At 67.9% G+C, this 21362-nt stretch carries 19 protein-coding genes and 3 tRNA genes; 2 read left to right on the forward strand and 20 right to left on the reverse strand.

Features of this window, described 5'->3' with window-relative positions; genetic code table 11:
* Window positions 1–4 precede the first annotated feature (4 nt).
* The 6 genes from AC5RVG_RS13480 to rpsB form a co-directional block, all read right to left on the reverse strand.
* Window positions 5–595 (reverse strand): DivIVA domain-containing protein, encoded by a 591-nt coding sequence (locus AC5RVG_RS13480; RefSeq protein WP_494002464.1) that lies wholly within the window; start codon window positions 593–595, stop codon window positions 5–7.
* A gap of 99 nt (window positions 596–694) precedes the next feature.
* Complete coding sequence (locus AC5RVG_RS13485) at window positions 695–1597, reverse strand: phosphatidate cytidylyltransferase (RefSeq protein ID WP_494002465.1); 903 nt, start codon at window positions 1595–1597, stop codon at window positions 695–697.
* Window positions 1598–1620: 23 nt separating this feature from the next.
* Window positions 1621–2178 (reverse strand): ribosome recycling factor, encoded by a 558-nt coding sequence (gene frr, locus AC5RVG_RS13490; protein ID WP_494014218.1) that lies wholly within the window; start codon window positions 2176–2178, stop codon window positions 1621–1623.
* Window positions 2179–2272: 94 nt separating this feature from the next.
* The gene (gene pyrH / locus AC5RVG_RS13495) at window positions 2273–3016 is read right to left on the reverse strand and encodes a UMP kinase (protein WP_493988119.1); all 744 of its coding nucleotides are present in this window, start codon (window positions 3014–3016) and stop codon (window positions 2273–2275) included.
* Window positions 3017–3185: 169 nt separating this feature from the next.
* Complete coding sequence (tsf, locus tag AC5RVG_RS13500) at window positions 3186–4025, reverse strand: translation elongation factor Ts (RefSeq protein WP_494002467.1); 840 nt, start codon at window positions 4023–4025, stop codon at window positions 3186–3188.
* Between the two features lie 118 nt (window positions 4026–4143).
* Complete coding sequence (rpsB, locus tag AC5RVG_RS13505) at window positions 4144–5028, reverse strand: 30S ribosomal protein S2 (RefSeq protein ID WP_494002468.1); 885 nt, start codon at window positions 5026–5028, stop codon at window positions 4144–4146.
* A gap of 375 nt (window positions 5029–5403) precedes the next feature.
* Between rpsB and AC5RVG_RS13510 the strand changes: the two genes are divergently transcribed.
* A complete protein-coding gene (locus AC5RVG_RS13510; protein ID WP_494014219.1) occupies window positions 5404–5910 on the forward strand; it encodes a murein hydrolase activator EnvC family protein in 507 nt (168 codons plus the stop codon).
* Here AC5RVG_RS13510 and AC5RVG_RS13515 read toward each other — a convergent pair.
* From AC5RVG_RS13515 to AC5RVG_RS13540, 6 genes are all read right to left on the reverse strand, one after another.
* Window positions 5907–7097 (reverse strand): acyl-CoA dehydrogenase family protein, encoded by a 1191-nt coding sequence (locus AC5RVG_RS13515; RefSeq protein WP_494014220.1) that lies wholly within the window; start codon window positions 7095–7097, stop codon window positions 5907–5909. The two genes, AC5RVG_RS13510 and AC5RVG_RS13515, sit on opposite strands and share 4 nt — an antisense overlap.
* 235 nt (window positions 7098–7332) lie before the next feature.
* Window positions 7333–7406, reverse strand: a tRNA-Ile gene (locus tag AC5RVG_RS13520).
* A gap of 88 nt (window positions 7407–7494) precedes the next feature.
* On the reverse strand, window positions 7495–8691 hold the full coding sequence (locus tag AC5RVG_RS13525) for a glycosyltransferase (protein ID WP_494014221.1): 1197 nt from the start codon (window positions 8689–8691) through the stop codon (window positions 7495–7497).
* Window positions 8692–8743: 52 nt separating this feature from the next.
* Window positions 8744–9658, reverse strand: a complete 915-nt coding sequence (locus tag AC5RVG_RS13530) for a DMT family transporter (RefSeq protein WP_494002471.1) — start codon at window positions 9656–9658, stop codon at window positions 8744–8746.
* A gap of 42 nt (window positions 9659–9700) precedes the next feature.
* Entirely contained in the window at window positions 9701–10360 is a 660-nt protein-coding gene (locus AC5RVG_RS13535; RefSeq protein ID WP_494014222.1) for a CDP-alcohol phosphatidyltransferase family protein, read from the reverse strand.
* Between the two features lie 59 nt (window positions 10361–10419).
* Window positions 10420–11352 (reverse strand): phage holin family protein, encoded by a 933-nt coding sequence (locus AC5RVG_RS13540; protein WP_494014223.1) that lies wholly within the window; start codon window positions 11350–11352, stop codon window positions 10420–10422.
* A gap of 207 nt (window positions 11353–11559) precedes the next feature.
* Here AC5RVG_RS13540 and AC5RVG_RS13545 point away from each other — a divergent pair, with 207 nt between their 5' ends.
* Window positions 11560–12978, forward strand: coding sequence for a GH1 family beta-glucosidase (locus AC5RVG_RS13545; RefSeq protein WP_494014224.1), 1419 nt, complete (start codon window positions 11560–11562; stop codon window positions 12976–12978).
* A 50-nt stretch (window positions 12979–13028) separates the two neighbouring features.
* On the opposite strand, the gene AC5RVG_RS13550 is transcribed toward AC5RVG_RS13545, so the two are convergent.
* The 8 genes from AC5RVG_RS13550 to AC5RVG_RS13585 all read right to left on the reverse strand — a co-directional run bounded on the left by AC5RVG_RS13550 (window position 13029) and on the right by AC5RVG_RS13585 (window position 21286).
* Window positions 13029–13101, reverse strand: a tRNA-Asn gene (locus tag AC5RVG_RS13550).
* A 121-nt stretch (window positions 13102–13222) separates the two neighbouring features.
* Window positions 13223–13295, reverse strand: a tRNA-Asn gene (locus AC5RVG_RS13555).
* Between the two features lie 80 nt (window positions 13296–13375).
* Window positions 13376–15475 (reverse strand): DNA primase, encoded by a 2100-nt coding sequence (gene dnaG / locus AC5RVG_RS13560; protein WP_494014225.1) that lies wholly within the window; start codon window positions 15473–15475, stop codon window positions 13376–13378.
* Window positions 15476–15583: 108 nt separating this feature from the next.
* Window positions 15584–16879, reverse strand: coding sequence for a deoxyguanosinetriphosphate triphosphohydrolase (locus AC5RVG_RS13565; RefSeq protein ID WP_494002476.1), 1296 nt, complete (start codon window positions 16877–16879; stop codon window positions 15584–15586).
* On the reverse strand, window positions 16872–18053 hold the full coding sequence (gene dusB / locus AC5RVG_RS13570; RefSeq protein ID WP_494014226.1) for a tRNA dihydrouridine synthase DusB: 1182 nt from the start codon (window positions 18051–18053) through the stop codon (window positions 16872–16874). Before dusB ends, AC5RVG_RS13565 begins: the two co-directional genes overlap by 8 nt.
* A gap of 179 nt (window positions 18054–18232) precedes the next feature.
* A complete protein-coding gene (locus AC5RVG_RS13575; RefSeq protein WP_494014227.1) occupies window positions 18233–18901 on the reverse strand; it encodes an HAD family hydrolase in 669 nt (222 codons plus the stop codon).
* A gap of 69 nt (window positions 18902–18970) precedes the next feature.
* A complete protein-coding gene (locus tag AC5RVG_RS13580; protein WP_494014228.1) occupies window positions 18971–20374 on the reverse strand; it encodes a YibE/F family protein in 1404 nt (467 codons plus the stop codon).
* 3 nt (window positions 20375–20377) lie between these two features.
* Complete coding sequence (locus AC5RVG_RS13585; RefSeq protein WP_494014229.1) at window positions 20378–21286, reverse strand: GNAT family N-acetyltransferase; 909 nt, start codon at window positions 21284–21286, stop codon at window positions 20378–20380.
* Window positions 21287–21362: the final 76 nt, after the last annotated feature.

Below are 21362 nucleotides of genomic sequence, written 5' to 3' on the forward strand. Positions count from 1 at the left end.
CCCGTCAGTCGATCGCGGCCATTAACTCGACGACGCGGTCCAGGAACGCGTCCACCTGGTTTTCCTCGTAGCCGTCTTTGCCCTTGGCCTCGCGGAACACGGCCCTGCGGACCACATCGACGCTCATCGGCTGGTCGTGCTCGAAATAGCCCAGCAGTTCCACGCACAGCGCGTCGACGTCCTCCACGTTGTAGCTGACGGCGTTCCGCTTCGTCGGCCGGCGGAAGCGTTCGCCCGGGGCGCGGTGCAGGCGGGCGCGCAGCATCGCCGACACGCGGCCGATCTGCGTCAGCCAGGCCTGTTCGCCGTCCCTACTGATCAGCGCGTCGCGCTCCCGCTGGGCGAAGACGTCCTCCAGCCGGTCCAGCGCGGCGTCGACGGCCCGCGGGTCGTAGCCGCCCTTGGCCGGATCGAACGTCATGGCCCGGACATCGCGGCTGGTGATGGGAGCGTCGTCGGGCTCGGGGTTGTTGTAGTACTCCCGCGCCCGGCTGAGGAAGTCGTCCACCTGGCGTGCGTTGTAGCCGAAGTTCCGCCGGTCCACGTGGTCGAACGGGGCACTGCCCTTGCCGGCATCAATGGTTCGTCGCGCCATGGTGTCCTGTGGTTCCTGTTCCTTCAATACGTTCCGCTTGTCTACGGTGCCCAGTCTATGCGGGCCGCCGCGTGGCCCCGGGTATCCGCGGCCGCGCGCCTACACGGCCCCGGGGGCCAGCAACGAGGCGAGCACGAAGGCCACCGGGGCGGCAAACACGATGGAATCCAGCCGGTCCATCACCCCGCCGTGGCCCGGCAGGAAGTTGCTCATGTCCTTGATGCCAAGTTCCCTCTTGACCATCGACTCGGCCAGGTCGCCCACGGTGGAGGCGGCCACGGTGGCCACGGCCAGGACCAGCCCGAACCACCACTGAAGGTCCAGCACCAGCACCGAGCACAGGACGCCGACCAGGACGGCTCCGCCGACCGAACCGGCAAACCCTTCCCACGACTTCTTGGGGCTGATCTTCGGTGCCATCGGGTGCTTCCCGAAGAGCACCCCGATCAGGTACCCGAAGGTGTCGTTGGAGACCACCAGCAGCAGCATGGTGGCCACCTTCAGGGCGCCGGACTCCTCCAGCAGCAACAGCAGCGAGAAGCTGATGAAAAAGGGAACCCAGCAGAGGATGAAGGTGCCGCTGAGCACACTGCTGACGGCGCCGTCGGTACTGTCCAGGCACTTCCAAACCATCAGGGCCACGCAGGAGGCAACCAGCGCGAAGGCGAGCCCCTCCGGCCCGCCGTAATAGGCGGCCACGGGCATCGCGAGGGCACCCGCGAACAGCGGCGGCAGCGGCACCTTAATGTTCTTGACCGTCAGGGCCCGGGAAACCTCCCACACGCCCACGGCCGCGAAACCGGCCACCAGCACCACGAAGGCATCGGGCAGGAGGAAAAGACCCACCAGGACAACGATGAGCAGCGAGAGTCCGACGACGATGGCTGCCGGCAGGTTGCGCCCGGCACGGGAGGGCTTGGCGGCGGCACGCAGCGCCCGGCGTCCGGGTTCTGCCGGCCGCTGTCCCGGACCAGCCGCCGGAGCCGGCGTATCGCCAGCCATGGGTTGAGGCTGGTCCGTACTCATCAGACCTCGAGCAGCTCGGCTTCCTTGCGCTTGAGGAGCTCGTCGACGTTGTCGGTGTGCGACTTGGTTTTGGCGTCCAGTTCCTTTTCGGCCCTGCTGCCTTCGTCCTCGCCGACCTCGCCGTCCTTGACCAGCTTGCCGATGGTGTCCATCGCCTTGCGGCGGATGTTGCGGATCGAAACCTTCGCGTCTTCGGCCTTGCCCCGCACCACCTTGACGTACTCCTTGCGGCGTTCCATGGTCAGTTCCGGCAGGACCACGCGGATCACCACGCCGTCGTTGGCCGGGTTGGCGCCCACATCCGAATCGCGCAGGGCCTTCTCGATGTCGTTCAGCGCCGACTTGTCGTACGGCGTGATCAGCAGGGTGCGCGGTTCGGGGTTCTGGAAGGACGCCAGCTGCTGCAGCGGGGTCGGCGTGCCGTAGTAGTCGACCGTGACCTTGGAGAACAGTGCCGGATTGGCGCGGCCGGTGCGGATGGTGGCGAAGTCTTCCTTGGCCACTTCGACTGCCTTGTCCATCTTCTCGGCAGCTTCGCGCAGCGTCTCGTCTATCACGGTCTCTCCTTCACGTCCTTCATTCACTCCGCGATGCCCGCGGTCCTGGCTCTGCTTTCCATCCTAGGCTATCCGGCGGACGGCCCGGCGCCAGTCAGGCGGTGACGTAGGTGCCGATCTGTTCGCCCAGAATCGCACGGGTCACGTTGCCTTCGCCCTCCATCCCGAAGACCACCATGGACAGCTTGTTGTCGCGGCACAGGCTGAAGGCGGTCTGGTCCATCACCCGGATATTCCGGCGCATGGCTTCGTCATAGGTCAGGGTGTCGAGCTTCTCCGCGGCCGGGTCTTTCTTCGGGTCGGCCGTGTAGACGCCGTCCACGCCGTTCTTCGCCATGAGCACGACGTCGGCGTGCACCTCGAGGGCGCGCTGGGCGGCCACGGTGTCGGTGGAGAAATAGGGCAGGCCGGCGCCCGCGCCGAAGATGACCACGCGGCCCTTCTCCATGTGCCGGATGGCCCGCCTCGGGATGTAGGCCTCGGCTATCTGCCCCATGGTGATCGCGCTTTGCACGCGGGTGTCCACCCCGGCCTGCTCGAGGAAGTCCTGGAGGGCGAGGCAGTTCATGACGGTGCCGAGCATGCCCATGTAATCGGCTCGCGAGCGGTCCATGCCCGACGTCGACAGTTCGGCGCCGCGGAAAAAGTTGCCGCCGCCCACGACGATGGCCACTTCGACTTGGCCGACCGTGGCGGCGATCTGCTTGGCGACGCCCCGGACGGTGTCCGGGTCCACGCCCAGCTTCCCCCCGCCGAAGACTTCGCCCGAAAGCTTCAGCAGGACGCGGCGGCGTTTGGCCCCGGTATCAGCGGTGGTCTGGGTGTTCTGGGATTCCATGGTGCCTCCCGGCGTGCGTGGTTCTGGGGAAAGAGGGTGTGACTGGCCGCGGCTGCCCGACGGTTGAAGCCGCGCGGCCGATCCGGACATGAAAAAGGAGTGGTCACCCGATGGTGACCACCCCCTTGTCATCTGAATCAGCCAGTTCGCCTAAACGTTGCGACCGAGGTTACGCTCCGACGCGGAAGCGAGCAATGGCGGTGGCGTTGACACCGGCCGCCTCCAGCACCTTGCCGACGGACTGCTTCGGGTCCTTGGCAAACGGCTGGTCCAGCAGCACGATCTCCTTGAAGAAACCGTTCAGCCGGCCCTCGACGATCTTCGCGAGTGCCGCCTCCGGCTTGCCCTCGGCGCGGGCGGTCTCGTCGGCGATGCGGCGCTCGTTCTCCACGGTCTCGGCCGGGACCTCTTCGCGGGTCAGGTAGGCCGGGGCGTAGGCCGCGCTGTGCACGGCGATGTCGTGGGCTGCCTCGAAGGCCGAGTCGCCTTCGCCGTCGACGGCGAAGAGGACGCCGACCTGTGCCGGCAGGTCCTTGGACGTCTTGTGCAGGTAGGCATCGACGGTCTTGCCTTCGACGCGGGCGACCCGGCGGACGACAACTTTCTCGCCCAGCACGGCACCTTCCTCGACGACGAAGTCACCCAGCGGCTTGCCGTCGACGTCGGCGGCCAGCAGGGCGTCGAGCTCGGCGGCGCCGGACTCAACCGCCGTGGCCAGTACCTTGTCGGCGAGTTCGATGAACTTGGCGGACTTGGCGACGAAGTCGGTCTCGCAGTTGACCTCGATCATGACGCCGACGGTTCCGTCGATGACCTTGGCGGCCACCAGGCCTTCGGCGGTGGAGCGGCCTTCGCGCTTGGTGGCGCCCTTCAGTCCCTTGATCCGGATCAGCTCAATGGCCTTCTCGGCATCCCCATTGGCCTCGTCCAGGGCCTTCTTGACATCCATCATGCCGGCGCCGGTGCGCTCGCGCAGGGCCTTGATATCAGCAGCGGTGTAGTTCGCCATTTGGACTCCAGTCCTCCCGTATTAAGTAGTGTTCGGTGCCGCTGGCGGCCGGCCTGAGCACAGGCCGGGCCGCCAGCGGAAGTCCGGCGGCGCGCAAGGCGCCCCCGGTGAGTCGGATTTACTTCTCGGTGTCCGCGGCGGGTGCTTCGGCAGCCGGGGCCTCGGCGGCGGGGGCCTCAGCGGCAGGGGCCTCAGCGGCAGCTTCGGCGGCCGGAGCTTCGGCGGCGGGGGCCTCTGTCGAGCCCTCGAGCAGTTCGCGCTCCCACTCGGCCATCGGCTCGGCCGGCGCTTCGGTGTTGCCTGCGGCGCGGTTGTTGCGGGCGATGAGGCCCTCGGCAACGGCGTCGGCGATCACGCGGGTCAGCAGGTTGACGGAGCGGATGGCGTCGTCGTTGCCCGGGATCGGGAAGTCGACTTCGTCCGGATCGCAGTTGGTGTCCAGGATGGCCACCACGGGGATGCCGAGCTTCTGGGCCTCGTCGATGGCGAGGTGTTCCTTCTTGGTGTCGACAACCCACATGACCGAAGGAGTCTTGGTGAGGTTGCGGATGCCGCCCAGCGTGGTTTCCAGCTTGGTCTTCTCGCGCTGCAGCAGCAGCAGTTCCTTCTTGGTGCGGCCGGAAGCTGCGACGTCGTCGAAGTTGATTTCTTCGAGTTCCTTCAGGCGCGAGATGCGCTTGGAGACGGTCTGGAAGTTGGTCATCATGCCGCCGAGCCAGCGCTGGTTGACATACGGCTGGCCGACACGGGTGGCCTGCTCGGCGATTGCTTCCTGGGCCTGCTTCTTGGTGCCGACGAACAGGACGGTGCCGCCGTGGGCGACCGTGGCCTTGACGAACTCGTAGGCGCGGTCGATGTAGGACAGCGACTGCTGCAGGTCGATGATGTAAATGCCGTTGCGCTCGGTGAAGATGAAGCGCTTCATCTTCGGGTTCCAACGGCGGGTCTGGTGACCGAAATGTACGCCGCTGTCGAGCAGCTGGCGCATGGTAACGACTGGCATGTCGTCACTCCTTCCGGCAGCACCGGGCTGGGCCTGGGCTGCTGCCTGTAGACGGTTGTTAGCTTGTCGCCCGGCGGGCTAAGCTCCTGGCGTCTGTCGGCGCCGCCGGCTCGGCGGCGCATGTGCCCGGACCGGTTTCCCGGACCGCCTGGGCACACTTCCATCGCTGAGATCAAGCCGATGGATTTCAGACACGCGTAGTCAGCCTCCGTCCGGACATGGGTCATGGACGGAAAACTGCTTCGTCCAGTGTACTACAGGCGGCACCCTGTTCCTGCGCGTTCCCGCCCTCCACAGCCGGCCGGGCCAAGGGGTTCCGCACACCATCCGGCGCCGCCGCGACGCGGACCGCGGGCAGCGGCGAGGATCGGTTGCATGACGCCGTCCGTGTCGCGCTTGGCCGCCGCCGCGGCCTCTGCTGTGCTGCTGGCCGCGGCCGGGTCACCCGAGCCGGCAGGCCGTTCCAGTTATTCGCCGCCGTGGGGCTGGCCCGCCAGCCCGCAACCCGCCATCGTGCGCGGCTTTGACCCGCCGCCGAAGCCGTGGCTGGGCGGACACCGCGGCGTCGATCTGGCGGTTCCGGCCGGGGCGACGGTCCTCTCCCCCGCCGACGGCCGGGTCAGCTTCTCCGGCCGGGTCGTCGACAGGCCGGTGGTCACCATCGATCATGGAAACGGCCTGCGCAGCAGCCTGCTGGCCGTCGCGTCCGGACTGCAGGCCGGCGATACCGTTTCGTCGGGCGATCCGGTAGGAACGGTTGCCGCGAGCAGTCATTGCGCATGCCTGCATTGGGGCGTCCGTCGCGGCGACGTTTATGTCAACCCCCTGCAGTTCGTCATGGACCTGCGGCCTTCGGTATTGCTGCCGGTGCCGGATGGCTAGACGAACGCCGCCAAGCCGGTGATCGCCCGGCCTGCCACCAGGGAGTTGATTTCGTGGGTTCCCTCGTAGGAGTAGATGGCCTCGGCGTCGGCGAAGATCTTGGCCATTTCGTAGTCGGCCACGATGCCGTTGCCGCCCAGGATGTTGCGGCCCAGGGCCACACTTTCACGCATCCGCGCAGTGGTGAACGCCTTGGCCAAAGCGGACTGCTCGTCCTTGGCCTGTCCGGCGTCTTCCAGCTGCGCCAGGCGGACCATCATGCCCATTGAGGCGACGGTGTTGCCGAGGATCTGCACCAGCTGGTCCTGCACCAGCTGGAACGATGCCAGCGGCTTCCCAAACTGGTGCCGCTCCACGGCGTAGCGCCGTGCCACATCGAAGGCAGCCATCTGCTGCCCCACCGCCTGCCAGGCTACGGCAAGCCGCGTCACCTTCAGCACCTTGTTGGTGTCGCGGAAGCTGTTGGCGCCCTTGAGATGGAAATCATCGGGGACCAGCACGTTTTCCAGGGTGATGTCCGCGTTCTGCACGGTGCGCAGGCTGATCTTGTTCTCGATCTTCGTCGCGGCATAGCCGGGGGTGGCCGTGTCCACGAGGAAGCCCTTGACCTGGTTGTCGGCCAGGTCGCGCGCGTAGATGACGACCCAGTCCGAGAAGGTCGCGTTGCCAATCCAGCGTTTGGCTCCGTTCAGCACCCAGCCGTTCCCGTCGCGCCGGGCCGTGGTGCGCGTGCCGCCGGCGACGTCGGAGCCGCCGAGCGGTTCCGTCAGTCCGAAAGCGCCGATCTTCTTGAGGGCGTAGATGTCCGGCAGCCAGGCCTCCTGCTGCTCCTTCGACGCGAGGACTTCGATCGATCCGGCGAACAGGCCGTCGTGGACTCCCAGGAACGTGGCGATGGACGTGTCGGCGCGGGTGAACTCCGCGTGGACGAGGCCGGCGAACAAGTTGGAGTATCCCTGCCGCCTGACCGGGCTGACCACGTCCAGGTCCGCCAGTTTCGGGATGATCTCCAGGGGGAACTCAGCCCGGTTCCAGCAGTCGACGGCAATCGGCCGGACTTCCTTGGCCAGCCAGTCGCGGATGTCGTGCAGCCGCGAGCGTTCGGGTTCCGAGAGCATCTCCTCGAACGAGTAGAAGTCTCCATCGGCGTAGGGAAGGTCGTTCGGATCGATGACGCGCTGGCCCATAGTGGCTTCCTTTTCTGTGAACAGGTCGCGGCCCCGGGCAGGAGGCGCCGGGGAGAAGATCAAGTTACTGATCAGTAACTTAGCGCAGAACCGGTCAGCGGGCAACGGCCGAACGCGTGGGGCCGCAGCTTCGGCCGGGGTGCCGGGGCAGCCGCATCCCCGGAGTCCCGCGGGAGTCCGGCGGGCGGCATGACGAAGGCCCCGGACCATTCTGGTCCGGGGCCTTCTCTCGACGTAGGGCGGGTGGGGCTTGAACCCACGACCAAAGGATTATGAGTCCTCTGCTCTGACCGGCTGAGCTACCGCCCCGCGCTGCCGGGCGGCGCCCCGCAGCGCGGGGACCGTTACCGGCACCTTAGACATACTAAGTCCTCCCGACCGGCGGGCGCACGTTGGCCTAGTCGAGGAAGTCGTCCGCCGAGGCTCCGCGGTAAAGCTGCTCGAAAGTGTCCATCGTCTTGTCGATGCCGTGCCGCATCGCCTTCGCGTGGCTGGCTTCGCCCATGGCCTCCAGCCGCTCGGGACTCTGGCCGAGTACGGCGTTGAGCTTGGCCGCCAGGTCGGAGGGATCGCGGGGGGCAAACAGGTAGCCGTTGACACCGTCCTCCACGAGGTGCGGCAGGGCCATCGCATTGGCCAGCACCACCGGCTTGCTGGCGGACATCGCTTCCAGGGACACCAGTGACTGCAGTTCGGCGGTTCCGGGCTGGCAGAACACAGCCGCGCGCAGGTACGCCCGGCGCAGTTCGGCGTCGTCCACATGGCCCAGGAACGCGATCCTGCGCCCAAGCCCCATCGCGGCAACCCTCGCCTCGAGGTTCTTTCGCTCGTCGCCGTCGCCGATGATCTCCAGGTGGACGTTCAGCGCCGGGTCCGTCATGGCCAGCGCCTCGATCAGCGTGTCCACGTTCTTTTCCACCGCCAGCCGGCCCACAAACAGCACCGTGGGGTGCTCCGGCCTCTCGATCGTTTCCCCGGGGGCCAGCTCATAGGCGGCGGCATCGATGCCGTTGGACAGCGGCATCACCTTGTGCAGGAAGGCGTGGTCCCGCATCGCCTTGGCGGCGAGCGGCGTCGGCGTCGTCACCACGGCAGCCTTGCCCATGATCTTGCCCATGTCGCGCCAGGAGTTCTTCGCGACGATGTCCAGGAACCACTGCGGGAACGGCAGGAACGGCTCCAGGTTCTCCGGCATGAAGTGGTTGGTCGCGATGGTGCGGATGCCCCGTCGCACTGCCTCGGCGATGGTGGCCTGTCCGATCATGTAGTGGCACTGGATGTGCACGACGTCCGGCTGGACCTCATCGAAGATCCGCTTGATGTCGCGTTTGATCTCCCAGGGAAAGCAGATGCGCCACGTCTCGTGCGTCGGCACCGAGTGTGAGCGGAGCCGGTGCACCGTCGCCTCCGCACGGTGTTCCACGAAGGTCGGGCCCTTGTCATACCGCCCGGCGATGATGTCGACGCTGTGTCCGCGCTTGGTCATCGCGGTGGCCAGCCGGTACCCGAAGACGGCCGCCCCGTTGACATCCGGCGGGTAGGTATCGGCTGCAATCAGGATCTTGAGGGGTTTCGGTCCGATGTCGTCGCTCACCTGCGGCAGGACTCCTTGTTTCGTGGTCACGGTATTGGTCATCGCGCCGGCCCTATGGTTTCTTGCCCGAGGCTTGGGCCCGGCGCCGGGCTTCTTCCTGTTTCTGCAACACGTCCGGATGGTGCCTCGAGAGGGCAATGACCCCAACAATAGCAACCAAACCTGCCCCCACCATGCCAATCGCAAACACCGGTTCGACGTCGGGCCTGAGCTCTCCGAGGATGAAAATGCCGATGGCGATGCCGACCAGCGGATCGATCACCGTCAGCCCCGCGATGACCAAATCGGGCGGGCCGCTGGCATAGGCACTCTGGACAAACCAAGCCCCCAGGCCGCCGGCCGCGGCGACCGCGATGACCGTGTAGATCGGTACGTTGGCGATGAAACCGCCGCCCGGCTCCAGCAGCCGCAGGCCGATAATCCTCACCAGCACGGCGACGAAACCGAACAACATGCCGGCTCCCAGAATGTAGGCGAAGGCATTCAGCCTGTGCCGGAACATCAGTTCCAGCGAGAGAAAGACGGCAACGACGACGGCCAGCAGCAGGACCGCTGAGAGTTCCTCCTCGGCCCGCACGCGATGGCTAGCGCCCGTGACGTTGACGGCCAGCAGTACGAAAACGGCGCTTCCTGCCACACACGTTGAGATGGCCACCACCGTCACGCGGTTCAGCCGGATCCCCTGGTCCTTGGAATTGATGATCGTGGTGATCACCAACGCGATGGCGCCGATCGGCTGGACGACGGTCAACGGCGCGCTCACCAAGGCAAACACGTTCAATCCCATCCCGACGGCCAACAGCAGCAGTCCCAGGACCCAGCGGGGATTGCGGAGCATCCGCAGCAAACCGGCGACGCTCATCGCCAGGCCGCCCGTATTGGCTTGGACGGCACTGGCTTGGCGCTGGGTGCCGAGGGCGAGGAAGAAGGCACCGAGCAGGGCACAGAGTATGGCTAACCAGACCATGGGGTCCCGTCAGAAAATGTCCGTTTCCGCCCGGAGCGCGGGTCAACCATGGAGTGGATCGTTCTGCCTGGCCTCGCGCCGGCGCTTGTACTTGCCCCAGGCCGCCCGCATGTAGCCCAGCCACGCAAGGACGTGCCCCGCACAGCCCGCGGCGAGGATGGCGTAGGCGAGGGTCAGCAGCCAGTCGTGCCCGAAGCCCTCCACCCGATGGAGCAGCAGCAGCGGAGTGCCTGCCAGCAGCAGGGCCGTCCGGACCTTGCCGATGAGTGTCACGGGAAGGTCGGGGCTGCCATGGAACAGGAGCAATGAGAACACGAGCAGGATCGCGTCGGGGATGATGATGGACAGCAGCAGCCACCACGGGGCGATGCCGGCCGCGACAAAGGTCGTGGCCACGATGATGAGGGCCAGCCGGTCGGCCACCGGGTCCAGCCACTTGCCGACCGAGGAGATTTGGTCGAGGCGGCGGGCGAGGTAGCCGTCCACCCAGTCCGTGGATCCCAGCACGACCAGCGTGATGGTGGCTGCCCCGTACGAGTGCCGGGCGATCAGCCAGACAAATAGCGGCACCGCAAGGAAACGCAGGACGGTGATGAGGTTCGGGATGGTCCAGAACGTGTGCAGCTCGCGGTACTCGAAGTCGCGCCGCGTCCCGGCACCGATGATCCTCAACGCCGTCCCTCCCCTCAGTCGTCGTTCCACGCTGGGCAGCCGGCTGCGCTGCAGCCGGCTTCCGTGCCGCCGTGCGACGGTGGTAATGGTTATTTTTTCAGCAGCCGCCGGAGCATGACGCCCATGGCGGTCAGCGAAACCGCCAGCGTCGCCAGTGGCTTCCAACGCTCCCTCAGCTCCGGGCCGGCCTCGCTGACGGCTTCGGCGCCTGCCACCAGGCGTTCCGTGGCAGCATCTGCCGCATGCTTCGCCCGGCGCTTGGCCTGCTCCGCACGGGGCTTGGGGTCGACGCGGCGGCCGAGATCGTCCCTGACTGCCGCCAAGTGGTCACGGCGTTCCGCGGTACGGGCACGCAGTTCGTCCATCGTCGGAGCCGGCTCCTGCGGTTCCTTGCGCTCCGCCTTTTCCGCCTTGGTCTCCTTCCGGGGCTTTTCGTCCAGTGTCGCCGGATTGAAGCTGCTGCCCTCACGCAACACGCCGACGTCGTACTTGACGCCGCGGATGGCCTCGGCGGGAAGGAGCGGCATGGCCTTCTTGCCCCTCGAGATTCCAATGAGCGCCAGGATACCGCCGAGGATCAGGAACACGGCTGCGACGAGCAGCGCCGCCAGCCAGGCCGGCATGATGAGGGCCAGTCCCATGATTGCGGCGACCAAGAGGGAGATGGCCATCAGGACCAGGAACACCAACGCGACCGCAAGGATCGCGGCGGCAATGCCTGCCTTGGTGCCCTTGCCCTTGAGCTCGAGCAGGGCCAGCGAGAACTCGTCCTGAAGCTGGCGGGGGGTTAGCTGGCCGGCGAGCCGTGCCAGCCCCGCCGTCGACAACCTGGCGCCGGCAACGGAGCTGCCTGGCTGCCCGGCACGGGCAGCGGTGCTCCCTGGCTGCCCGACGCGGGCTGCAGCGCTCCCGGGCGGCCGCAACCCGGTGACGGTGCTGCCGGGAGTCCCCGCACCGGTTGCGGTGCTCCCGGACGTCCTCTCACCGGTTGCGGTGCTTCCGTGGCTTTCCGGACCGGTCATGGGCTCTGCCTCCATCTTGTCGGTAGTGCGCGAGTGTCCACACCTTCAAATTATCATTCTGCCCCAGTCTGGCCCCTCAGCCGTAGGGAGTAGTTTCACTGGAGGGCTGTGGAACAAAAAATATGAGTAAACGCTTACGTTCACCTGCCCTGCGAACTAGGCTGGCAGGCAGCCCGTGTCCGCGCCCGTTTCCGCAAGGGACCAGTGATGAGCAAGGTCGTGCAATTCCCGAAGCCGTTCCTGTGGGGCGCCGCGACGGCCGCCTACCAAATCGAAGGCGCGTCCCGGGACGACGGCCGCACCGATTCCATCTGGGATGTCTTCTGCCGGCTGCCGGGCGCCACCGTGGGCGGCGAGACCGGCGAACGGGCCTGCGACCACTACCACCGCTACCGTGAGGACGTCGCGCTGATGTCAGCCCTGAACCTGGGTGCCTACCGGTTTTCCACGTCCTGGCCGCGGGTCAAACCGGACGACGCGGTCGTGAACCCGGCCGGCCTGGATTTCTATTCGCGCCTGGTGGACGAACTGTGCGCGGCGGGCATTAAGCCCTGGCTCACGCTGTACCACTGGGATTTGCCGCAGGCGCTGCAGGAGAACGGCGGCTGGGCGAACCGGGACACCGCCTACCGCTTTGCGGAATACGCCCTGGCGGTCCACGAGGCGCTCGGTGACCGGGTACGCGTCTGGACCACGCTCAACGAGCCATGGTGCTCGGCGTTCCTCGGCTATGGTTCGGGCGTCCATGCACCGGGCATCCAGTCGAGGCCGCAGGCCTTGGCGGCCATGCACCATCTGCTGCTGGGGCACGGGCTGGCCTCCGACGAGCTGCGCCGCCGCGATCCGGACGCAGAGCTGGGCCTCACCCTGAACTTCACGGTGGCGGATCCCCTGAATCCGGAGGATCCCGTCGATGTGGACGCCGCCCGCCGCATCGACGGCCAGTTCAACCGCGCCTTTCTGGACCCCGTCTTCCGCGGTTCCTACCCGGCGGATTTTCTGGTGGACGTGGGGCCGTACGGACTGGAAGCCAGGATTCGGGACGGCGACCTGGCTCTGATCGGAACCAGGATCCAGGCGCTGGGCGTCAACTACTACCACGGTGAAGCGGTGACCGGGCACCCCCGCCCGGACGCGGAAAACACGCATGCCGCCCCGGTCGAGCGTCCGCTGGCGCCGCCCTACCCCGCGGCCGACCATGTCAGCTCTGTTCCCCGCGGGCTGCCCACGACGGCGATGGGCTGGGAGATCCAGCCGGAAGGACTGCACCGGCTGCTCGTCCGTTTGCAGCACGAGTACAGCGGCCCGGCCGGGACGGCGCTCTTCGTCACCGAGAATGGGGCGGCCTTCGACGACGAGGTCTCGGCCGACGGCGCCGTGCATGACCGGCAGCGGCTGGAGTTCCTGCGCGCACACATCCTGCAGTGCCACCGTGCCATCCAGGACGGCGTGGACCTGCGCGGCTACTTCGGCTGGTCGCTGATGGACAACTTCGAGTGGGCCTGGGGCTACAGCAAACGCTTCGGCCTAACCCGGGTGGACTACGCCACCCTGGAGCGCACCGTCAAGGACAGCGGCCGCTGGTATGCGCAGGTCGCCGCCGGCAACCGGGTCGCCTCGGCCTAGCCAAAGAAAAATCCCGCAGCCGGCGCGGGGTGCGGGATTTTGCCTTGCAGCTCCCCCGACTGGACTCGAACCAGTAACCCTTCGATTAACAGTCGAATGCTCTGCCAATTGAGCTACGGGGGATTGAAGCGAGTAAAACTCTAGCAGGACGGCGGCGCGGAGACGAAATCGGCCTCGCGCCGATGGCCCCCAAACGCACAGGATCCCCGCCTCCTGCAGAAGGCGGGGATCCAGTGTTTGTCCGCTCCCCCGACTGGACTCGAACCAGTAACCCTTCGATTAACAGTCGAATGCTCTGCCAATTGAGCTACGGGGGAAAGCTGCCATCCGCCACCGGCGGTTTGGCCTCCAACAGCATACTCAATGCAGGCCGGAACTTGCCAATTGAAGGCCCGGCCTACTCCGCGCGAAGGGCCCGCCGCTGCATTTCCAGTTCCATCAGTTCACGGTTGATTTGCTGGAAACTCTCGGGATCGGACGCTGGATCCATCCGTTGCAACTGGCCCAGCTTGTCGGCCTTCAGGTGGGTGATCTGCAGGTCCTGCAGCCGGTTCAGGATCCCCCGGCAATACAGCCGCAGGGCGTCGTCGTTTTGTGCAGGCAGCGGGGTCACCGCAAGTTCCGAGACGAAGGTGCGCAGCTCCTCCGGGACCTCCTGGCGGATGGTCTCCACCCACTGCGAGGGTGTGGCACCGGAAACACCCGCAGCCCGGACGGCGCCGTGGATGGCCACGTGCACGGGCGCCAGGAAGCGGGCCTGCATGAACTGTTCCCACTGGTTGGCATCGAGGAGACCGGGCTGCTGGATGGCCACTTCCAGTGCCTGGTGTTCCAGGCGGACCACGGGATCACGCAGATCCGGCCGCGGAAAGGCCGGGGGTGCCGCGTACTGGCCGGATTCCCGGGCGTAGTCCGTTTCTCCGCCGGCCTCGGCGCCCCGGCCGTAGCCGTGCTGCGCGGCGTGCCCGTAGGCAGGCCGGCCGTCCTGTTGCCGGGGGGAAGGATTTCCCGGATTCCATGCGTCCCGGCCCTGCTGCCCGCCGCCGCGCCGGTACGGTCCGGGCGGCTGCTGGTTGCCGCGGTTCGATTCCTGCCCGCGGTCCTGCTGGCCCCGCTCGCGGCCCGCCGCCCGCGTCCCGGCTTCCTGTCCCCGTTTAGCGGCCCCGGCCACCGCTCGGGTGACGTCGTCGATGTCCATGCCCAGCCAGCCGGCGAGCTCGCGCGAGTAGCCGGGACGCATGGCGGGGTCCCTGATCTCGGCCACCACCGGGGCCGCGGCACGGAGGGCCTGGACCCTTCCTTCGACCGTGTCCAGGTTGAACTTCTTCAAGGTGGCCTTGATCGCGAACTCGAACAGCGGACGGCGGGAGCTGATCAACTCGCGCACCGCACCCTCGCCGTGGCTCAACCGCAGGTCGCAAGGATCCGCGCCGCTCGGCTCGACGGCTACGTAGGTCTGGGCAACAAAGCGCTGGTCTTCCTCGAAGGCGCGCAGCGCGGCCTTCTGGCCCGCCTCGTCGCCGTCGAAGGTGAAGATCACTTCCCCTCCGGTTCCGTCATCGGAGAGCAGGCGCCGGGCGATCTTGATGTGGTCAGTGCCGAAGGACGTGCCGCACGTCGCCACGGCCGTCCCGATGCCCGAAAGGTGGCAGGCCATCACGTCCGTGTAACCCTCCACGACCACCAGTTGGCGGTTGCGGGCGATGTCCCGTTTGGCCAGGTCGATGCCGTACAGGACCTGCGACTTCTTGTAGAGCGCCGTCTCTGGCGTATTGAGGTATTTGGGCCCCTGGTCGTCCTCGAAGAGCTTGCGGGCACCAAATCCTATGGTCGCCCCCGTCAGGTCGCGGATGGGCCAGATGAGCCGGCCACGGAACCGGTCATAGATCCGGCTGTTCCTGCCATCGGATCCGTCCGATCCGCCGGAGAACATGCCGGTCATCCGCAGTTCGTCTTGGGTGAAGCCGCGGCCGGTGAGGTGCTTAAGCAGGCCGTCCCAGCCCTGCGGGGCGTAGCCGACGGCGAACTGCTCCGCGGCTGCCTGGTCGAAGCCCCGTCCGGAGAGGAACTCCCGGGCCGTCGCGGCACCCGGGCTCTGGAGCTGCTCCCGGAAGAACTCCGCGGCAACCTTGTGTGCGTCCAGCAGCCGCTGCCGCTTGCCCACATCCTCCCGGCGGGGGCCGGTACCGCCGTCTTCGTACCGGAGCGTGTAATTGATCCGGTGGGCGAGTTTCTCCACGGTCTCGCTGAACGTGGTGTGATCCATCTTTTGCACGAAGGAGATGACGTCGCCGCCCTCGCCGCAGCCGAAGCAGTGGTAGGTGCCCACCTGCGGACGGACGTGGAACGACGGCGACCGCTCGTCGTGGAAGGGGCAGAGGCCCTTGAATGACCCGATGCCGGCCGACTTCAGCGTGACGTAGCCGTCGATGACTTCCTTGATGTCGGTACGCTGGCGGACTTCATCGATGTCTTCACGCTTAATGAGTCCGGCCATAGTCCCATGGTATGCAGCCGCGCCAAATCGGCGCCGGAACCGCGGCGGCCTGTGTCGAGGCGCCGCGTGCAGCCGCCTGTGGAGGGAAGCTGCTTGCGGCCCGCAACCTCACAGGAGGGTGCGGTGGGCCCCCATCAGGCGTTCGTGCAGGGCCAGGGCGGAGACATCGGTGAGCGAGGCGATCTGGTCGATGACCACGCGAAGGCGGCCGCCGTCGTCGTCCGCATCCCGCCAATCCGAGGCAAAGGGCTCCTCCAGATGTTTCTCCCCCGTGGCGTGGAGCTCGCTGACCAGGTCGTGCAGGATCTCCTGCTGGTGTTCGTAGACCGGCTGGCGCAGGTCCGCGGTCATCACGAACGTGGTGGCCAGGCCCTTCATCACCGCGATCTCGATGGCGGTTTCCTGCGGCACCACCAGCTCCGCTGCATAGCGGGTCAGCTGCTGCGGGCCGTAGATGGAGCGGGTGGCTTCCATCGCGCTCGAGCAAAAGCGGCCGATCAGCTGGCTGGTCATGTCTTTCAGCGCTGCCATGGCCTTGCGGCTGCCGTCGGCCTCGCGCACCCAGACGCCGGATTGCTCCAGCCGGGTCAGTGCTTCGTCCACCTCCTGGGCATCGCTGGAGGGCAGGTACCACTGCTGGGTGTAGCCGATGACCCGGCTGCGGGTGTCGGCGCTGTCCAGCCACTTGAGCTGGATGCGTCCGGCCACGATGGCGTCTTCGACGTCGTGCACGGAGTAGGAGATGTCGTCGGCGAGGTCCATCACCTGGGCCTCCAGGCAGGAACGGCGCTCCGCGGCGCCTTCGCGCAGCCAGTTGAACACGGGAAGGTCGTCTTCGTAGGCGCCGAACTTGCTGGTGCGCTTGCCGTGGATGACCGGCGCGTCGTCGGCGGACCACGGGTATTTGCAGGCCGCGTCCAGGCTGGCCCGGGTCAGGTTCAGCCCGGCCGGGGATCCGTCCGGGCGCAGGATCTTGGGCTCCAGCCGGGTCAGCAGCCGCAGGGTCTGGGCGTTGCCTTCGAAACCGCCGATGGCGTGGGCCGCGGCGTTGAGCGCGGTCTCCCCGTTGTGGCCGAACGGGGGATGGCCCAGGTCGTGGGACAGACAGGCGGCGTCCACCACGTCGGGGTCGCAGCCCAAGGTGCGTCCCAGTTCGCGGCCGACCTGGGCCACTTCCAGGCTGTGCGTCAGCCGGGTCCGCACAAAGTCGTCCGTGTCCGGGGACACCACCTGGGTCTTGGCGCCCAGCCGCCGCAGTGCCGACGAGTGCAGAACCCGGGCCCGGTCGCGTTCAAACTGCGTGCGGTAGGTGCTCTTCGGCTCCTCGGTGTACCAGCGTTCCTGGTCGAACTCCGTGTATCCCGGCGTGGGCGGGGCCGGGCGCCCGGTGCGTACCTTAGCCACCGGAGACGTCCAGTTCAGCGGCGGCGATCATGGCCTTGTGGTCCGCGTTCAGCTCCCGGCTGGAGAGCCAGCCGTCGGGCAGCGCCGTGCGTTTGGGCGAACCGGCCCGGCCGCGCGGGCCCTCGGCGTCCGCCCCCGGGTAGGGAGCGTCGGCATCCAGTTCGGCCAGCAGTTCGCGCAGCACCTCGAGGGTGGGCACCTGGGCCAGCGCGGCACGCAGCTCGCCGCCCACCGAGTATCCCTTGAAGTACCAGGCCACGTGCTTGCGGATGTCCCGCAGGGCCTTGCCCTCGTCCTCGAAGTAATCCACCAGCAGCTCGGCATGCCGGTAGAAGCTGTCCGCGACGTCCTTCAACCCCGGCCGGAAGCGCCTGTCGGTTCCTTCGAAGGCGGCCTGCAGGTCCCCGAACAGCCACGGGCGGCCTTGGCAACCGCGTCCGACGACGACGCCGTCCACTCCCGTTTGTTGCACCATCCGCACCGCATCCTCGGCGCTCCAGATGTCTCCGTTGCCCAGCACCGGGATGTCCGGCAGGGCTTCCCGCAGTTCCGCGATCGCGTTCCAGTCGGCCTTGCCCGAGTAGAACTGGCTGGCGGTGCGGCCGTGCAGCGCCACGGCCGCCACCCCGGCGTCGCGGGCGATCTTGCCGGCCTCGATGAAGGTCAGGTGCTCGTCGTCGATCCCCTTGCGCATCTTGATGGTCAGCGGGACGTCGCCCTTGGCGGCTTCGCGGGTCGCCGCCTGGATGATCGCGGTAAACAGTTCGGTCTTCCAGGGCAGCGCCGAGCCGCCGCCGCGGCGGGTGACCTTCGGCACCGGGCAGCCGAAGTTCAGGTCGATGTGGTCGGCGCGGTCTTCCTCCACCAGCAGGCGGACGGCGGCGCCGACGGTTTTGGGATCCACGCCGTAGAGCTGGACGGACCGCACGTCCTCGTCCTCATCGTGCGAGATGATCCGCATGGACTCCCGGTTGCGTTCGACCAGCGCGCGGGACGTGACCATTTCCGCCACATACAGGCCGCCGCCGTACTGGCGGCAGAGCCGGCGGAACGCCTTGTTGGTGATGCCGGCCATGGGTGCCAGCACCACCGGGGTGTCGACGGTTATCGGGCCGAGTTTGAGCGGTGGAAGCTCGAGCTTGGCGGCCGATTCGGGGGCAGCGGTAAGTGTCACCCCACCATTCTCTCAAAACCGGGCAAATCCGTGCGCCGGCACCCGCACCTGTGGACTAACGGCCCCGGTCGGCTTCGCCGCCGTTCCTCCGCGCCGCCGGGGTTCGTCCGCGTCCGCGGGACAGCCGGGCCGCGCGCCGGCCTTGGAGCGCGCAGGCCGCCTGCCGCGCTCGTTGGCCGTCAGGCGCGCAGCAGGCCGCCGAGGGCGCTGTCCGTGAAGTGTTCGAGCAGGTCCTGCGGGTCCCGGTACACCTCTGCCGCACCGGCGTGGAGCAGTGTCGCAGCGGGGGTCCCGCCGCATTCGAGGCCGATGCACGGAATCCCGAGGTCTCCGGCCGCCTGGACATCCCACACGGCATCGCCCACGAAAACGGTGTCTGCGGGCTGCAGGCCCGCCGCGTCCAGGGCCGCCTGCAGGATGTCCGGCGCCGGTTTGCTGTTCTCCGCGTCCGCGGAGCTGGTGGCGGCGGTGATGGACCCGTCGGCGTCGATCACGCGGCGCAGCACTTCCAGCTCCGTTCCCTCGGCGGATGAGGCCAGCACGACGGCCAATCCCTCCTCGGCGGACCGGCGCACCAGCTCGCGGGCACCGTCGAAGCGGCGCAGGGCCGGCCAAAAGGTGGAGAAGACGGTTCCATGGGCGGCCTTGAGGTCCTCGTCCCGGGACTGGTCGCGGTCCTCGTCGAGCAGCTGCGCGATAAGCCTGCCGCCGCCCATTCCCACGCAACGGTGGATGGCCGCCATCGGGACGTCGAGACCCGCCTGCCGGAAGGCCTGCCACCAGGCCAGCACGTGCAGGTAGTTCGAATCCACCAGCGTCCCGTCCACGTCAAACAGCACGCCCTTCATAAGCACTCCTCCCGACGACGGCGATGGTTCTTTCGGCACCGGCCCGGACACGGCACCAATGTGTGCAGTCTAGCCGCTCGGGTCGGCGGGCCTGCCGTGGCCCGCCGCGGCTTCCGCCCCGGGGTCCCGCACCCCTGCGTCGGCGGGCGCGCGGGTTGCGGCGGCCCCGCCGGGCCCCCTTACCCCCGCGTCGGGATCGGCGGCGGCTCCGGCCATGAGGTGCCGGGGGCCTGACCGCTCCCCCGCCGCCACCGGACCACGGATGCCGGTGGCCTTGACCACCAGCACCGCGATCAACGTGGTGATCGGGATGGCCAGGACCAGGCCGATGGATCCGACCAGGGTGCGCACAATCTCCTCGGCCAGTTCCCCGCTGGTCAACGTGGCGAACAGCGGCCGGTCGTGCAGCGACACCAGGATCAGTACCGGAAGGGACGCGCCGGCGTAGGCGAAGGCAATGGTGTAGACGGTGGAGGCGATGTGGTCCCGCCCCACGCGCATGGCCCCGGTGAACAGGCGCCTGGCAGAGGCACCGGGAGCCAGTTCGTACATTTCCCACACCGCCGACGACTGGGTGATGGTGACGTCGTTGAGCACGCCCAGTCCGGAGATGATCAACCCGCACATGATCAGCCCGGAGACGGAGAGGCTGCCGCCCAGGTTGATCAGCTGGTAGGTGTAGTCGTCGTCCACGCCGGTCAGGTAGGCGGCGTCGGTGGCCCAGGCCGCCAGCAGGGCGGTCACGCCCAGGCCGAACAGGGTGCCCAGCAATGCGGTGGACGTGCGGGCGGAGAATCCGTGCGCGAAGTAGAGCACCCCGACCATGATGACCACCGAGCCGATCAGCGCCAGCAGCAGCGGCGGCTTGCCTTCCATGAGGCCCGGCAGGATGAACTGCGCCAGGACCAGGAAACCGCCCGCCAGCCCCAGCATCGCGCGGAAGCCGCGCCAGCGGGCCACGGCCACCACGACCAGGGCGTAGAGCACGGCCAGCAGCACCATGGGGACGCTGCGCACGAAGTCCACGAAGACGTAGGCCCCCTCCTGCCCGCCCATGACGCCGGAGAGATTCAGGTAGCGGATGGTGTCGCCGGCCTCGACGCCGCGCGAGGCCGCGATCTCCGGCGTGATCTCCACGGGCAGCGGCGAGCCGCCGGCGTCGGGCTGGGTGTAGGCGACCAGGCACTCCTGTGCTTCCATGCCGGCGTCCACCGCCGCCTGCGAGGTGGGGCAGTCTTCCAGCTCCACCCTCTGCACGGTGCCGACGTCGAACGTCACCCCGGGCGCCGCGGCATAGGGATCGGGGACATCGGCTCCGGCTCCGTCCCCGGAGGGCCAGAGCAGGATCATGCCCACCAGGGTCAGGACGGTGACCGGCAACAGGATGGCCGCCAGGAGCAGATTGGCCCGCCGCCGCGCGGCGAGTGCGGCGGCGCCGGGCGTGGAAGTCCCGTGGCTGTGGCTGTGCCCCATCCGTCAGTCGCTGACGATGGAGGTTTCCGGACCCAGCTGGCGCGCGAGACCGGAGTCCAGCAGCGGCTGCAGCACGGCCAGCACAGCGGTCATCGAGTCGTCCACCTCCAGCTGCACCGGGTACTGCGCCACCAGCATGGCCAGCAGCGCCCGCACCGCGGCCTCGGCGTCCTCGGCCGGCAGCGCGGTGTCGTATCCCAGCAGCACGTCCGCCGGGGCGTCCGTGCGCTCGTGCGTGTAGCTGACGGCGAAAGCCTGGATGGTGCCGCCGTCGGACTTGGGCGCGCTGCGCAGCACCACCGCGCCGCCGGCCCCCGCGCTCTCGCTGAGCAGCATCTGCTGGGCGCGTCCCACGGTCATGTCCGCCCGGTCCCACACGTGCACCGAGTTGTAGAAGTCGGCCACGGCCCGGGTCAGTTCCACCGACCCGGTGGCCGCCTCCTCCAGTTGCGGACCGGTTTCCCCGAGGTCGGGCAGCGGCAGCGCGCCGGGTGAGACCAGCACCACGCGCGAGCTCTGGATCTGGGTCAGGCCGGCGGCCCGGGCGAAGGCGGCGCCGGAGGTGTCCGGCTCCACCTTCGCCCGCAGCTTCCGCACGCCCGACGGCGCGTGCTCGGCCTCGGCGCGGAGCCGTGACAGCAGGTCACGGGCGACCCCGGCGCCGCGGTGGTCGCGGGCAACCTCGACGTACACCCACAGCCGGTCCGGATGCAGGCTGGTCTCGTACACGGTGCCGGCGGCAACGGCTATCCCCTGGTCCTCGGCCACGATGCACCGCGACCACGGCTGGTCGGCGGACGGGCGGAACATGGCACGGAAGTGACCGGCCTGGCCGGTTTCCGGGTCGCCCCAGATCTCCAGCAGGGCCAGGTCATCGTCCTCGCGCCAGTCACGGTAGGTCAGCTGGGCCATGGTTCTCCTTTAGGGGTGGGCTGCCCTGATCGGGCGGCCGGACGGTTGCCGCCGCGGCTGCGGACGCGCGGTCCGC

The organism is Arthrobacter senegalensis (genome assembly GCF_059091765.1).

What these genes read in the sequence shown, in the direction of transcription:
- AC5RVG_RS13530 (WP_494002471.1), bottom strand. Translation starts at nt 9,658, where the DNA reads ATGGTCTGGTTAGCCATACTCTGTGCCCTGCTCGGTGCCTTCTTCCTC.
- AC5RVG_RS13575 (WP_494014227.1), bottom strand. Translation starts at nt 18,901, where the DNA reads ATGAAGGGCGTGCTGTTTGACGTGGACGGGACGCTGGTGGATTCGAAC.
- AC5RVG_RS13515 (WP_494014220.1), bottom strand. Translation starts at nt 7,097, where the DNA reads ATGGGCCAGCGCGTCATCGATCCGAACGACCTTCCCTACGCCGATGGA.
- AC5RVG_RS13540 (WP_494014223.1), bottom strand. Translation starts at nt 11,352, where the DNA reads ATGACCGGTCCGGAAAGCCACGGAAGCACCGCAACCGGTGAGAGGACG.
- AC5RVG_RS13510 (WP_494014219.1), top strand. Translation starts at nt 5,404, where the DNA reads ATGACGCCGTCCGTGTCGCGCTTGGCCGCCGCCGCGGCCTCTGCTGTG.
- dnaG (WP_494014225.1), bottom strand. Translation starts at nt 15,475, where the DNA reads ATGGCCGGACTCATTAAGCGTGAAGACATCGATGAAGTCCGCCAGCGT.
- pyrH (WP_493988119.1), bottom strand. Translation starts at nt 3,016, where the DNA reads ATGGAATCCCAGAACACCCAGACCACCGCTGATACCGGGGCCAAACGC.
- AC5RVG_RS13485 (WP_494002465.1), bottom strand. Translation starts at nt 1,597, where the DNA reads ATGGCTGGCGATACGCCGGCTCCGGCGGCTGGTCCGGGACAGCGGCCG.
- AC5RVG_RS13580 (WP_494014228.1), bottom strand. Translation starts at nt 20,374, where the DNA reads ATGGGGCACAGCCACAGCCACGGGACTTCCACGCCCGGCGCCGCCGCA.
- AC5RVG_RS13585 (WP_494014229.1), bottom strand. Translation starts at nt 21,286, where the DNA reads ATGGCCCAGCTGACCTACCGTGACTGGCGCGAGGACGATGACCTGGCC.
- AC5RVG_RS13545 (WP_494014224.1), top strand. Translation starts at nt 11,560, where the DNA reads ATGAGCAAGGTCGTGCAATTCCCGAAGCCGTTCCTGTGGGGCGCCGCG.
- tsf (WP_494002467.1), bottom strand. Translation starts at nt 4,025, where the DNA reads ATGGCGAACTACACCGCTGCTGATATCAAGGCCCTGCGCGAGCGCACC.
- rpsB (WP_494002468.1), bottom strand. Translation starts at nt 5,028, where the DNA reads ATGCCAGTCGTTACCATGCGCCAGCTGCTCGACAGCGGCGTACATTTC.
- AC5RVG_RS13480 (WP_494002464.1), bottom strand. Translation starts at nt 595, where the DNA reads ATGGCGCGACGAACCATTGATGCCGGCAAGGGCAGTGCCCCGTTCGAC.